This window comes from Caballeronia sp. J97, from assembly GCF_905220305.1.
Taxonomy (GTDB): domain Bacteria; phylum Pseudomonadota; class Gammaproteobacteria; order Burkholderiales; family Burkholderiaceae; genus Caballeronia.
The window spans coordinates 459,591-472,777 of the sequence record NZ_CAJMZL010000001.1; the positions used below are offsets into that span (position 1 = coordinate 459,591).

Here is a 13,187-nt window from a genome sequence, read left to right on the forward strand (position 1 = left end):
TGGTTCAGGCGCCAGCATAGCAAAGCGGGCGCATCGCCGAGAACCTGGCCGAACGGCCGAGGTCTGAAGCCGGGGTGAGTTGAGTTAGACTCGTCCTCGCCTCGTCCCCGGAACATCCACGAGCGTCAAACAGGAAGTCGATGCGCTATTCGTTCGAAATCAGGAAGTTCATTTACAGCCAGTATTTCTTCGGCGGACTGCGCATCGCGCTGGGCGTTTCGCTGCCCGCCATCCTGATGCTCATCGTCTTCAACAATCGCGAGCTGGGTTTCACGATCGCAACCGGCGCGCTCGGCGCGTGCGTCGTCGACATGCCCGGTGCGCTCAAACACAAGCACAACGAGATGCTCGCGTGCACGGTGATCGGCTTCTGCGCCGCGCTCGCAACGGGCATCGCGACGGCGCATCCGGTCACGCTGTGGCTGACCATCGTGCCCTTGACGTTCGTGCTGTCGCTGATCGTCGTGTACGGCAATCGCTGGCCGCAGATCAGCTTCGCGACGCTCTTCATGATGGTCGTCACGCTCGAAGATCATTTCACCCCGATGCAGGCGCTCATCAACGCATCGTGGATTCTTCTGGGCGGGCTCTGGTACACGTACTGGGCTACGCTCGTCAGCCGCCTGCTCGTCTATCGCATCGAGCAACAGGCGCTGGCCGAAAGCATCTTCAGTTGCGCGGAGTATCTGCGCGCGCGCGCCGAATTCTATGACGTCGACGCCGATCTCGACGAGTGTTATCGCAAGCTCATCGAAAAGCAGATCGTGGCCGTCGAACAGCAGGAAGCGGCGCGCGACATCGTGCTGCGCAACCTGCCGAAGGTCAAGAGCGGCAAGTTCGACGCGCGCCGCGCGCGGCTCTTCAATCTTTTCATCAACGTCGTCGACCTGCACGAGTTCTTCGTCGGCGCGCACACGGACTATCCGCTCGTGCGCAAGACGTTCGCGGGCTCCGACGTGCTGATCTTCTATCGCGACCTGATGAGGAAGGCGAGCGCGGATCTCGAAGAAATCGGCCTCGCGGTGCTGCAGAACAATGCGGCCGGCCGGCAGATCAGCATGAAAGCCGAACTGCGCGCGATCGAATACGAGCTGGAACTCATGCGCAAGCACGGGCTGCCCGAGAAAAATCCCGAAGCGTACGCGGCGGCGGCCGCCGTATTCAGGCGTTTATGGAGCGCGACGCGCCTCATCGACAAGATGCGCCGCCGCACGCGCGACGACGCCAGCGCGACCGAAACCGAAGTGCAGATCGACCACGCGTTGTCGCGTTTCATATCGAGCCGCCGCGTGCCGTTCATGCAGATTTTCTCGAATCTCACGATGGCTTCGCCGAGCTTCCGGCATGCGCTGCGCGTGACCATCGCCGTCGGCGCGGGATTCTGGCTCGGGCGTCTCCTGCCGCTCACGAACGCGTACTGGATCGTGATGACGACGGTCATCATCCTGAAGCCCGGCTATTCGCTCACCAAGCAGCGCAACACGCAGCGGATCATCGGCACGGCGATCGGCTGCGCGTTCACCATCGCGCTGATTCTCTTCGTGAAGGAGCCGCACATCCTGCTCTTCGTGATGTTCGCGTCGATGGTGATGAGCTACAGCCTCCTGCTTTTCAATTACGCGGCGAGCGTCGTGTTCACGTCGTCGTATGTGCTCCTGATGTTCCATCTGCTCGCGCCGGGCAACATGCGGATCATCGGCGAGCGCGCGATCGATACCGTCGTCGGCTGCGCGATCGCCATCGCGGCGAGTCACCTCTTCCCGTATTGGGAATACCGGCTGATGGGAAAGCTCGTGAAGGATCTGCTCGCCGCGACGCGCAACTATCTGGAAGCCAGTTGGTGGTGGCGCGCGACCCAGGCGGAGAAAACACGCGCGGCGGCCTCGCCGGCGACCGTGGAAACGCCTGTGGGCCGCGCGGTGTTCGCCGATGCGAATGCGGGCGCGGTCGCGTCGTCTTCATCGGCGGCCGAAGCGCCCGCGCAAAACGCGACGATCACGGCCGATGCGGCCAACGGGCCGGCCACCGCCACCGCGCCGCTCGAACCGGCACGGGTCGCCGATTCCGCGATGAAAGCCGCGAGCGCGACCGCACAGCGATTGTCCTCGGTCAGCATCGGCGAGAGCACGGCGGCCACGGCGAGCAAGGGCGCCTCCGCCGCGGCGACCGTGGCGGCCACCGCGCTCGATCGCGATTTCCGTTATCGGCTCGCGCGCAAGAACGTGCATGTCGCGTTCGCCAACCTCGCGCAGGCGTTCCAGCGCATGATGCTGGAGCCGAAAGCGCAGCAGCGATACGTCGCCGAACTGAACGATCTGCTCGTGCAAAGTCATGTGCTCGCGTCGCAGATCACCGCCGCCGCGCCGCTCCTGCAGTCGCTCAACGAGGCGGGCGGCCAGCCGTTCGAGCCGGTGCAGCGCACGTTCGGCATCGTCCGCGACAACCTTGCCGACGCCCAGGACGAACTGCCCGCCGCGGCCAGGCCGGATGCGCCGCCCGCACAGGCGGACGCACTCAAGGAACTGCGGCGCGATCTGGACAGGATGGTCGTCGATGCCGAACGCGCGCAGTCGCTGCCCGCTGACGCGCTTCACGACCTCAAGCTGCTCGCGCATCAATGCAAGCAGATGCTGACGGCGGCATCGCTGATCGGCAAGGACGCCGCGCAGATCCGCCTGCCGGTCTGACGACGTTAGTGCGACGCGCCGATGGCCGGCACCGCGGGCCGCACCTCGCTCGCGGCGGACGGCTGCGCGTTTTGCTCGTCGAACTCTCGCTTCTCGCGAATCGCGTTGAAGAGAATCGTGCCGATCACGAGCAGCACCACGACGACGATGAACACGCTGACCGCGCGGGTTGGATTCTTCCTGGGCTTACCGTTCGGGCGGCGGGGATCGCGGGGGTCGTGATTCATGAAAAGATTCGTGGCGACGTTTCGGAAATAGCCTGACATGTTACCCGGCTTGGTTTTCAGATGGGTTGCGAAGCCTCGTTCGCGGCTCGCGCCGATACGACTTTCGGCGTGTCGGCTGGCGTCGTTCCGAAACTCGCGCGCCTGTCGCGAAATGCTCTGATGCACGCACGCGCTTGATCGACGGCCGTGCGTCTGACGATACTAGTCACGATTCCATGCGCGCCCGATCCCGGCGTGGGCTGCAAGGGGCAGACTCCGGGATACCTAGTGACCGGACGCGTTCGGCCGCCCGCCCGGGCGGCTTTTCTTTTCGCGCGCTACGAACGAGCAACGCCGTTCACGGTTCCAGCGTCGGCCTCACCGGCAACGCCGTCGAATACTTGATCTGCTCCATCGCGAAACTGGAGCTCACGTCGTACAGCGGCACGGCGCGAATGAGCTGCTTGTACACGCGATCGTAATCGTCGATATCCGACACCACGACGCGCAGCAGATAGTCGGTCTCGCCGCTCATCCGGTACACCTCGACCACTTCCGGAATGTCGCGGACGGCGCGCGTGAAATCGTCCGCCCACGTCTGCGTGTGCTGGTTCGTGCGCACGGCGACGAACACCGTCGTGCCGACGCCCAGCTTCTTCGGATCGCATAGCGCCACCTGCGCGCGGATCACGCCCGTCTCTTTCAGACGCTGCACGCGCTTCCAGCACGGCGTCTGCGAGAGATTCACGCGCTGCGCGAGCTCCGCGATGGGCATCGTCACGTCGTTCTGCAGCAATTCGAGCAGTTTGCGGTCGATGAGGTCCATTCCCATGCTGCACCCCTAATAGGAAATTATTCTATTTCTCGATATCCGAGCGGAATTATATGGAAACTATTTCTGGAGGCAAGCCGGTATAAATGAGTCGAACGGACAACAACGACGAAACGGCTCATCCACTATGCGTCTCGAACATGTCAGCCGCCCGGCGCGGCCCTTTTCACCGGATTCTCCGGCTTTCCCGATTCCGGATTGCGGCGCCAGTCGAAACCCGGCGCTCGAACAATTGTGCCGCGAGGTCGACGCCGCTTTCGCGGTGGCCGAAGCGGAACCGCGCGCATCGTTCGGACAGCGTGTGCGCCTCGCGCTGCAACGCGCGATCGCCGATCCGCGTGTGCTGCGCCCCGATCAGCGCGTGAGCAACCCGCAGGGTTATTGCCGCCATCTGCTCGCCGCCGATCCGCTCAACCGCTACGCGATCGCCGCGCTCGTCTGGGAGCCGGGGCAAGCGAGCCCGGTGCATGGTCATCAGACGTGGTGCGGATATGCGGTGATCGAAGGCGCGCTGGAAGAAACGCTTTACCGCTGGGACGCGCTCGAGCATCGCGCGATCGAGACGCGGCATCATCCGCGTTCGTCGGGTGCGGTTTCGTATGTGGATGCGGGGCGTGGCGCGATTCATCGGCTCGGCAATCCCGCCGATGCGGCCGCGCGCGCCGTGTCGCTGCATATCTACGGCGTCGCGGGCGAGCAGATCGCCACGCACGTCAACGACCTGCTCGCCGCCTGAAGAAGGCTCAGCCCTTGCCCGGCTCGGAAGCGGTCGGAATCTGCGGCGGAATCTGCACGGATTGATCGGTCGGCGGCGGCGCCGGCTGCGGTTCGTGCGAAACATCGCGCGCCGCGCCTGCCACGACCTTCGCTTCGCGCGGATTGGCCGGACCGATCGCCAGCTCTTCTTCCTCTTCCGCGGGCGGCGGGGTTTCGCCCGTCCAGATGCGCCGCGCGCGCGCGCGTATTTCCGGCGCGTCCGCATCGAGCATTGCATCGCGTGTCATCTGCACGTGCATCTGCGGGACGGGAATCTCCATGCCGGCTTCGTCCATCTTGCGCTTGATGCGCAGATTGAACGCCCGCGCGACGCTCCACTGCTGCAACGGCCGTGTCTTGATCTGCCCTTTCACGACCATCCAGTTCGGGTCGAAGCGGTCCAGGCCCCACACTTCGACCGGCCCCAGCATTTCCAGCCGATAGCGCAAATCGGCCATCAGTTCGGCGCCGACTTCGCGAATCATCTGCGTGACTTCGTCAATGTCCGCCGTGAACGGCACGCGCACCTCGAACACCGCATACGCGAAATCGCGCGACAGGTTCTTCACCGTCTTGATCTGCGAGAACGGGATTGCGTGGATCGCGCCCTGGCCGTCGCGCAGGCGCACGGTCCGAATCGTCAGACTCTCGACGATGCCCGCATGGCCGCCCTCCACTTCGATCGAATCGCCGACCGAAATCGTGTCCTCGATGATGATGAAAAGTCCCGTGATCAGATCCGCGACGAGCGACTGCGCGCCGAAGCCAACCGCGAGGCCGATCACGCCCGCGCCCGCGAGCAGCGGCGTCACGTTCAGACCGAGATTCGCGGCCGTGACGATCGCCGCGACGGTCAGCAGGAACACGAACACGACATTGCGCACGAGCGGCAGCATCGTGCGCGCGCGCATGCTCGGGCCGCGTCCGCCACGTCGCGCCGCGTCGGGCCGGAGCGCTTCCTGAATGCCCGTATCGATGAGAATCCAGATCAGCCAGACGACGAAGAACGTCAGCACGATCATCGCGACCGCGTGCGTGATGCCGCGCGCGGCGACGCTCTCCTCGGCCATGTGCGCGAGCGAGAAACCCCAGAAGCGCGACGACAGTTCGAGGAACACAAGCCAGACGCCGACCACGATCATCGTGCCGACGAACTTGATGAGCCGGCGCACATACGCCGATTGCCGGCGCGGCTTGCGCGACTTGGGCCGCGTGATGCGCACGACGATCGCCGAGAGAAAGAACGCGACGACGAGCAGGCCCGCGGTCGCGATCGCCATCTGCAAGACGTTCTCGGACGTGCCGATGCCCATCAGCGTCGCCACCACCGACGCCGACGCGAGCAGCAAGAGCGGCAACTGCCATAGCGACGCGACCACTTCGAAGGTCTCGGTCGCGGCCTTGCGCGTGTTGCGCTGCTCGTAGGTGCGGCTTCGGATCAGATGCGCGACGGGCCGCTGGAAAGCGAGCGCGAAGTAGGCGGTGAGGCCCGCGGCGCCCATGTTCGCGCATGTCGAGATCAGGCCGGAGAGATTGGTGCCGAGCTGCTGCGCGACGTCGTAGTTCGCGGCGGCGTCGCCGAGCGCGCCGAGCGTGCCGATCAGAAACAGCAGCCGCCGCGCGCGGATGATCAGCAGGTTCACCGCGACGCGCCGGTGCGCCGAGCCGAACAGCGAGAACATGATGAGACAGATCGAGGAGAACACCGCGCCCGCGACCATCGCGTAAGCGGTGACCATCGCGAGCGTGCGGCCGAGCGACAGCGGCATGTAGTGCGTGAACGTCAGCGCCGCGAGGAACGCGAAGAGATACGGCGCCACGCGACGCAGCGTGAAAAGCAGCAGTTCGCGCGTCGTCGGATTCGAATGCAGACCGGTGTCGATGCCATAACCCGCCTGCACGCGCCGCTGCAGATAGAACAGCACCATCGCGCACGCGCCCCAGCCCGCGAGCGTCGCGAAGTAGTTGAAGAGCGTGCGTCCGAACGGCTCGCGGCTCTGGCTCGAGACGATCGTGAAGAGCTCGTTGCCGGCGGCGTTAAACCGTCCGACCCAATAGGCGATCGGCGTTTTGCCGCGCTTCACGTCGGCCTCGATGTTGGTGAGCGCCGATGCGATCGCGCCGAGCAGGCCCGCGTTCTGCGCCATGGTCGCCACGACCGACGACGCCGTCGCGCCCGATGTCGGCTGCGCGCCCGCCGCCGCCGTGCCGCTCGCTGTCGCGTCCGCCGTCGCGGCAGGCGCCGCCGCGCCGGATGCCGGAGCCGTGGCATCGGCGACGCGCTTCGCGTCGCGCAGATGCTTCAATTGCGAGACGAGCGCGGCGCGCTGCTTGTCGCTGTCGAGCGTGGAAATGATGTTGTCGAGCGAGCGCACCATCTCGGCATCGGACATGGCGGGCGCCGATGCGGCATCCGGCGCGGAAGCGGGCGCGGCTGGCGTGATCAGTTCCTGGAAGGTCGGCAGCGTGAGCGCGGGGGCGGCCTGGGCGGCAGGCGCCGCGAATGCGATCGACGCGGCCAGCGCGACGAGCATCGACGAAAGGGCAAGCGAAAAAGCGCGTGAAGCGTGGCGCGCGCGCGAGCGCACGAACGCGGCGCAAAACAGCACGAACGCCGCTATCCAGGACATCGCGACAGACGCCGCCGCGCGTGCAGGCGCGAGCTTGCGTGACTTCATAACGGTCTCGATTTCTGAAAGACCGCCAGTTTAGCGGCTGAGAAAGGAACGCCGACCAATGCGGACGTAACCGAATGTTAAGCCTCTGTGCGTCGATTTTTCAGACGAATCAGCGCTCGCGCCGAGCTTCGACACGCGCTATTTGTCCATTTCCGTGCGTGCGCCGCTGCTTTCGGACGTGGGGCCCGCGACCGAGCCTTGCGCGCTCGCCTGCGGATTCGACGCGCCGCCATCCTTCGCGGACCATTCCTGCAACTTGCGCCCCGCCGATTGCAGGCCGGCGCCGGTCGCGCTCGCGGCGTTGTTGATCGCCGCGTTCGTGGCGCTCGCCGCGTTGTCGAAGTTCGCGCGCGCCGTCGCGGCGACGCTGCTCGCGGACACATCGGGCATCGAGCCCGCGTTGTCGATGTTCTGCTGGGCCGACTGCTTGGCCGCATCGACCTTCTGGCCGACATAGCTCGCCGCCTGATCGAACTTCTGGCTCGTCTGGCTCGCGAGATTATTGAAAGCGCCAGCGGCCTGTCCGGCGGTCGCGTCGTGCTTCTCGCACGCGGCGAGCGCGCCAAGCGCCGCGAGCGCCAGAACGATTCGGGTCATGGGAGTCATCTGCATCGTCTTACCTTCTGCCTGATTGGTGCGCGTTCGGGCGCACTCCTGCGGAATTCGCGTCCGCACACCATCGCGCGGCGCATTCCATCTCGAAACTCGCGCACATCATACGCCGTCGACCCGAAGCGGCTCCGGAAATGCGGCTTGACGTGTCATAGGCGCGGCATCGCATGGATAGTAGACTGATCCGCGCGGCGCGCCTTGCGCGCGGCATCGAGCACCCGACAACTCAATCTCTGACGAGGTCTTGCGATGGCTGCCAAGAAGATTCTGTTCCTGACCGGCGATTTTGCCGAGGACTATGAAACGATGGTTCCGTTTCAGGCGCTGCAGGCCATCGGCCATACGGTCGATGCGGTGTGCCCGGGCAAAAAGCGCGGCGACTACGTGAAGACGGCGATCCACGATTTCGAGGGCGATCAGACCTACACGGAAAAGCCGGGCCATCGCTTCACGCTCAACGCGAGCTTCGACGACGTCGATCCGGTCCACTACGACGCCCTCGCGATCGCAGGCGGCCGCGCGCCGGAATATCTGCGTCTCGACGAGCGCGTACTAAAACTCGTGCGCCATTTTGCGCAGGCAAACAAGCCGATCGCGGCTGTCTGCCACGGCGCACAGTTGCTCGCGGCGGCGGGCGTCATCGAAGGACGGCGCGTTTCCGCCTACCCGGCGTGCGCGCCGGAAGTGCGGCTCGCGGGCGCGACCTTCGCCGACATCCCCGTGGACGACGCCATCACCGACGCGAATTTCGTCACCGCTCCAGCATGGCCCGCGCATCCGGCGTGGATCAGGCAATTTCTCGTCCTGCTCGGCACGCGCATCGAACTCTGAAACCTTGCATCGCAGGGGAACCTCGCTGGCGCGAATTGACCGCGCCAGCCTTTCAGAAAGCTGGCTATAGCGATGATTTTCGCGAATCCTCGCAAATAGAATTTTCCTTCTACATTTAAGAGACTTCTGGTTCTGGCGGCCTATTCGGTTGGCATATATTCGCTCGCGTCCCTGCCCCCACCGAAGTCTCGCACCATGCTCTTCATGAATGTCGCTGTCGCCCTGGTCGCAGGGTTGATGTTATTCGAGCCGTTTACTCGCGCCCCCGTCTCCCGCTTCACCACTCCCCGCATGCGTCGCAGTCTCGCCCATCGAGCGTTTTATCAGGCAGGCGCCGCGTTATTCGCGGCTTTGCTCATCGCGACCAGTCCGCCGGCGCCCGAGCGCATTTCGCCGCTCGCGGTGTATGCGGTGGCTCTGCTGCTCGTCTGCGCAACCGTTTATTGGGTCGTGCGCGGCAAACGCCTGCTCAGACAGCCGCGCGTGTTCACCAATTTGTACTGACGCTCTCCGCGCGGCGCACCATGCGCTGCGTTCCACGTCTGCGGCTCGGATCACCACCGCCCGCTTTCTCTCCCGCCTTACCTTTCTGTTCGACGCCCCGAGCCGCAGACCGCGCGCGCTATCCGCGGCGCGCACCACGCTTTCAGGTATATTCGCGCCAAGACGTTCAAGCGAACGCACGGATAGAAGCGCACAACAAAGTTGGCGGCAAAATTCGCCGCGGAGCCTTGACCAACCGTTGGCATTCTCATTGGCGGGATACGCGAAAGTTTGACGCAAATGAACGGCGTGGCTCGACGCTCAGTCGAAAATCACACGCAAAGTGTGAGGGACGTAGGCGCGACAATGCTTTCCGGCCCCTCACTTTAAAAGTGCCACATCCAGATTTGATGCGACGCAACAGGTCTAAACTGCAACCGCTGGATTTTCCAACCGACTTTGCAACCAGTCCTTGATTCGGCGCTGCTGGCTCTGCGTAAGTCGTACATGCGCCAAGTGACAATTTCGAAGAAAGGCAAGATACGCCAGTGGCGGCCTCTCTACGAATATCCGTATCCAATAGTCGATTGTCCGGTCGTAGTAGCGTTCGTTGCTTTCAGCCTTACTTGCCACGAACTCGTCCAAAACTTCAGAAGTTGCCGTCTTCTTCCGAGAAACGCCTGACGCTCGGCGAAGTTTCGCTGCCGTAATCCATACCGGCGGCTCGATGCTGATAAGTTGCTGGTATGCAGTGTCCACCTCTCTGAGGCGAGATTCGACGATTTCCGAACGCCGAAGCTCACCCAAGTTATTGTTAAAGTTCCGGAGCCATTCGACGTCGTACCTGCGCAGAAACGAATAAACGGCTCTCAGTTCCAGCTTGGCTTCTTCCAGTCCTTTCTCTGGAAAGTCCGAAAACAGTTTGGTCCATCTCTCACGCTTCTCCGGGATGGATTCGCGCACTTTCGACGAGCGAGTGCGCGCACCCTCAATCTGTTGCTTCCAAGTGAACGCGAGGTCGCTGCTTATGTTGAGCTGACGCGCCGCAACGTTCGGAATGCAACCCTTATTAACCAGCCGCACAAAAGCATTTTTATAGCGTTCCCCGTAAGACACCTGCGGATTACTTTTCAGTGTGCTGCCTTCAACGGGCCCGAAAGTCACCCTCCTTCCGCATGTGCAAGAGAGCATCAATCGACCCGCCGCGGGCTTTACCCCAACCTCATCGATTCCATCACGTTTGCGATGCAGGCTTCCCTCACACGGGTATCTTCCGGAAAGGTTCTGTACATCTTCCGCAGCCGTCACCATCCAAACGCCATGACGAGCCTTAACCGTCGGCTCACAGATGAGACCCATCGCCGCCCAACTCGTTTGAAGCTTCTCGATATCAGGTGTGGATGTAACAATAAGAGGCACTACACCTGCACCTTGAGATGCTCGGTATTCAAGTAGAGATTGAAGAGCAAGATATCGAAGCGGCCTCGGGCACCGAATGACATCCTTCTCATAGGGTCTCCAAAACGCTCTCATGTATGCGCCCTGTTCGAGTCCGGCAAGCACGCAGAACGCTTCTCCGAAATATCCCTTCATTCCTTCCCATACCGCTTGGCGATTCAAGGTGCCACCCTTTGACGTGAGAAATCCGGCTTCTCGTAGCATGTCTTCGTACGCAAAGCCAATACAACTGTCATCAAACCCTCTTAACAGATTCACGCTTCTGCAAGCAACGTCAAGCGCCGCCGCCATCTCGCCTGCACTCAAACTCTCTGCAGGCACGGGGTCGTCCCCCGTCGCGAATCTACGAATCGTCACCGCTTCGGCCCGGGCGTCTATCCCAGGGTTGAGACGCAGAGAACGAAGCGGCGTGCTGTGTTCGGCGCATAGGAATACGCCTGGAAGTTGATGTCTCACGCTGAGATAAGGCTCGATGTTCCTTCGTTTTTGGTCCGCCACGCATGCGGCGCAATACCGCACTGCGAACCTCTCCGAATCATGCTGTCGCTGGACCGTTAGAGCATATGGCGCGACGCCCGGCGGCTTAAGTATGAAATCCCGTGCCCGCTCACATGTTTCTGCGCTAGCGAACTGCAAATAGTAGAAGTATCCGCTATTCTCCGTAACGAACTCCGCTGGAGACACTTGCCAATAATGCTTTGCCTCCTCGCAAAATCGTTCGATTCCGTTCGGTAGAATCCGATTGTGGAAGTTGACGCTTTTTCCAAAGACGAGCAAGTAAATTGGCCTCAATGTCTCTAGACCGACCTCTTCCGCGTAGCGGCTAAGGTTGCTGTGCAGAGTTTCCCCTTCTTGCAGCGGCTTCAAGGCTAACGACATAGCTCACCTCACTCAATAATCACGTAACAATCATTGGACAGGTACACGTTTTCTCTCACATAACGACGACCGCCTCGGCGTCTATCGCCCTTTGTCGTTCCTCCCATCGAAGGACGCGTTTGCGAAACATAGCCCTCGCCTCTACGCGTTCGCGCAACAGTTGACGACAGAGCGGTAGGTGCTGGAGCACATTCCTAGTTCCTTGCGGCAAATCCGCAACCATTAGAATGCTTATCTCGCTCACCCACCGGGGCGGGTTTGCCTCAGCGAGTTCGTCTGCCGCTCTTTGCATAGCTTCTCTATAGGCTTGGTCTCTTGCCGCCCAATCCACCCTCGTCGGCGTGGACGACTTCTGATAGCGACGAGAAAAGTCGGAGAGCCACTCTCGGTCGTATTTCAGAAGCTGCCGATACGTCGGCCGGGCCAAGCGACGTGCTTCAGAAAGACTCATCTCACCGTCGCGTTCGAAAAGCGCGACCCACCGACTCCTGAGAGTATCGACGTTAGGGTGTCGAGTGGCAGGCGGTTCACATTTGTTCGCTTGGGTAAGACGTCGAACTGTCATCACACTAACGTCAAGATGCTGAGCAACTTCGGCCGCACTTCTCCCCAAGTGCAGCAAGCTGTTGCCAGCATCCTTGTATGCCGGCCCATAGCGCGAGATGCCTTGGGAACGCATTCGTCCCTCGCAACGCTTGAAGGAGAAGTACGTACCACATGAGCATTTAGCGGTTCCGGATTGACCGGCCTCGTTGAGCTCGAACGCGCCGTTGAACTCGCCCAAAGGATGATTTGCATAGCGCGCAGGGCACTCGATGACAATTTCTCGCTTGTCTTGGTCTTGCGCAGTCGAGCGGGAGGTCAAGAATTCCATAAGAAGAACATGGGCAAAAGTCGGCGGCACAGCCTGTCCTTGGCAAAGCAACGGGACGAGCCAGTCTCGCGCCCGCTGGCCCTTTCGATACATTCCCGCCCATGCCAGATATCTCTCGCCGTAGAAGTCCGTGATATCGCGCGAAAGCGCGTCGATACGGACATTTGCTGAAGCCGTCGCGTATCCAGCGAGCGCCAACTGAGTTCTGTACTGCGACTGCGTCTGATAGAGCGACGAGGCCGGCGCCGAACTCAAGACTTCGAAGGACCGTCTTGCCACGCCCTGGAGTCGAGCCATCGACAGTCCGTCCAGAACGCCGATGTCGATTACTTGCCCCCCTTTGCAGAATCCCTCCGACTCCGATAACTGTTCGAAAGGAGACTCGGTCCTGATTGACGATACGTGCAGAAGCGACCCGTCCTGATGACAGAGTGCGACACCAGGCAGTTGATGCGCACGGTGGGTGTACTCGCACAGTCCCGCGCGCCGCTCGTCGGCAACGCACTGCGTGCAATAGCGAAATGCTTCCAGCCGAACGAACCGGCCGAACCCTAGGCCACCCCGGTTCTTGATTGCAACGGACGACGGAAGCTTCATCGCCTGCAAGACGCGAGTTGCGACACCGGGCGAGCAGCTTGCGGCGTGGTACGGGAACAGTGTCGTCTGCCACGCGATGTCCTCAGCGCTCAGGTTCCAGTAATCTTGAGTTTGGTCTGCGAGGCGGTCCAAACCTCCGGGCATATCGAAGAGAGAGTGCGCTCTGTAGCCAAACAACTCATGTAGGAGGGCCTCCTTCCCCGAGATTCGTTCGTGTTTGATGTATTCAGCCAACACGCCTACGAGCAATTCATCTACGTGCGGCCGTCTGAGAGCAATCGCCATGACGAACAC

General features: G+C 62.0%; 10 protein-coding genes. 4 read left to right on the top strand and 6 right to left on the bottom strand.

Annotated elements, in window-relative coordinates; all coding sequences use genetic code 11:
• Window positions 1-140: 140 nt before the first annotated feature.
• Window positions 141-2,687, top strand: coding sequence for an FUSC family protein (locus tag U4Y90_RS02165; RefSeq protein ID WP_321791732.1), 2,547 nt, complete (start codon window positions 141-143; stop codon window positions 2,685-2,687).
• 5 nt (window positions 2,688-2,692) lie between these two features.
• Here U4Y90_RS02165 and U4Y90_RS02170 read toward each other — a convergent pair whose 3' ends face one another.
• Both U4Y90_RS02170 and U4Y90_RS02175 read right to left on the bottom strand, forming a co-directional pair.
• Complete coding sequence (locus U4Y90_RS02170; RefSeq protein WP_321791734.1) at window positions 2,693-2,914, bottom strand: hypothetical protein; 222 nt, start codon at window positions 2,912-2,914, stop codon at window positions 2,693-2,695.
• 337 nt (window positions 2,915-3,251) lie between these two features.
• Window positions 3,252-3,725: an Lrp/AsnC family transcriptional regulator gene (locus U4Y90_RS02175; RefSeq protein WP_321791736.1), complete on the bottom strand. Its 474-nt coding sequence runs from the start codon at window positions 3,723-3,725 to the stop codon at window positions 3,252-3,254.
• Between the two features lie 127 nt (window positions 3,726-3,852).
• Here U4Y90_RS02175 and U4Y90_RS02180 point away from each other — a divergent pair, with 127 nt between their 5' ends.
• Window positions 3,853-4,461, top strand: a complete 609-nt coding sequence (locus U4Y90_RS02180) for a cysteine dioxygenase family protein (RefSeq protein ID WP_321791737.1) — start codon at window positions 3,853-3,855, stop codon at window positions 4,459-4,461.
• A 7-nt stretch (window positions 4,462-4,468) separates the two neighbouring features.
• Here the strand turns inward: U4Y90_RS02180 and U4Y90_RS02185 are convergent, their stop codons facing one another.
• Window positions 4,469-7,159, bottom strand: a complete 2,691-nt coding sequence (locus U4Y90_RS02185; RefSeq protein ID WP_321791739.1) for a mechanosensitive ion channel family protein — start codon at window positions 7,157-7,159, stop codon at window positions 4,469-4,471.
• Window positions 7,160-7,297: 138 nt separating this feature from the next.
• Window positions 7,298-7,756, bottom strand: a complete 459-nt coding sequence (locus U4Y90_RS02190) for a hypothetical protein (RefSeq protein ID WP_415749279.1) — start codon at window positions 7,754-7,756, stop codon at window positions 7,298-7,300.
• Between the two features lie 264 nt (window positions 7,757-8,020).
• Here U4Y90_RS02190 and U4Y90_RS02195 point away from each other — a divergent pair, with 264 nt between their 5' ends.
• Both U4Y90_RS02195 and U4Y90_RS02200 read left to right on the top strand, forming a co-directional pair.
• Window positions 8,021-8,602 carry a DJ-1/PfpI family protein gene (locus tag U4Y90_RS02195; RefSeq protein WP_321791743.1) on the top strand — a complete coding sequence of 194 codons (582 nt, stop codon included), beginning with the start codon at window positions 8,021-8,023 and terminating at the stop codon, window positions 8,600-8,602.
• A gap of 195 nt (window positions 8,603-8,797) precedes the next feature.
• Window positions 8,798-9,106 (top strand): hypothetical protein, encoded by a 309-nt coding sequence (locus U4Y90_RS02200; RefSeq protein ID WP_321791745.1) that lies wholly within the window; start codon window positions 8,798-8,800, stop codon window positions 9,104-9,106.
• Window positions 9,107-9,511: 405 nt separating this feature from the next.
• Here U4Y90_RS02200 and U4Y90_RS02205 read toward each other — a convergent pair whose 3' ends face one another.
• A complete protein-coding gene (locus tag U4Y90_RS02205) occupies window positions 9,512-11,422 on the bottom strand; it encodes a TnsD family Tn7-like transposition protein (RefSeq protein ID WP_321791747.1) in 1,911 nt (636 codons plus the stop codon).
• 55 nt (window positions 11,423-11,477) lie between these two features.
• A complete protein-coding gene (locus U4Y90_RS02210; protein ID WP_321791749.1) occupies window positions 11,478-13,178 on the bottom strand; it encodes a TnsD family Tn7-like transposition protein in 1,701 nt (566 codons plus the stop codon).
• Window positions 13,179-13,187: the final 9 nt, after the last annotated feature.

Coding starts and splice junctions, on each gene's coding strand:
- U4Y90_RS02165 (WP_321791732.1), top strand. CDS start 141: ATGCGCTATTCGTTCGAAATCAGGAAGTTCATTTACAGCCAGTATTTC.
- U4Y90_RS02170 (WP_321791734.1), bottom strand. CDS start 2,914: ATGAATCACGACCCCCGCGATCCCCGCCGCCCGAACGGTAAGCCCAGG.
- U4Y90_RS02175 (WP_321791736.1), bottom strand. CDS start 3,725: ATGGGAATGGACCTCATCGACCGCAAACTGCTCGAATTGCTGCAGAAC.
- U4Y90_RS02180 (WP_321791737.1), top strand. CDS start 3,853: ATGCGTCTCGAACATGTCAGCCGCCCGGCGCGGCCCTTTTCACCGGAT.
- U4Y90_RS02185 (WP_321791739.1), bottom strand. CDS start 7,159: ATGAAGTCACGCAAGCTCGCGCCTGCACGCGCGGCGGCGTCTGTCGCG.
- U4Y90_RS02190 (WP_415749279.1), bottom strand. CDS start 7,756: ATGACCCGAATCGTTCTGGCGCTCGCGGCGCTTGGCGCGCTCGCCGCG.
- U4Y90_RS02195 (WP_321791743.1), top strand. CDS start 8,021: ATGGCTGCCAAGAAGATTCTGTTCCTGACCGGCGATTTTGCCGAGGAC.
- U4Y90_RS02200 (WP_321791745.1), top strand. CDS start 8,798: ATGCTCTTCATGAATGTCGCTGTCGCCCTGGTCGCAGGGTTGATGTTA.
- U4Y90_RS02205 (WP_321791747.1), bottom strand. CDS start 11,422: ATGTCGTTAGCCTTGAAGCCGCTGCAAGAAGGGGAAACTCTGCACAGC.
- U4Y90_RS02210 (WP_321791749.1), bottom strand. CDS start 13,178: ATGGCGATTGCTCTCAGACGGCCGCACGTAGATGAATTGCTCGTAGGC.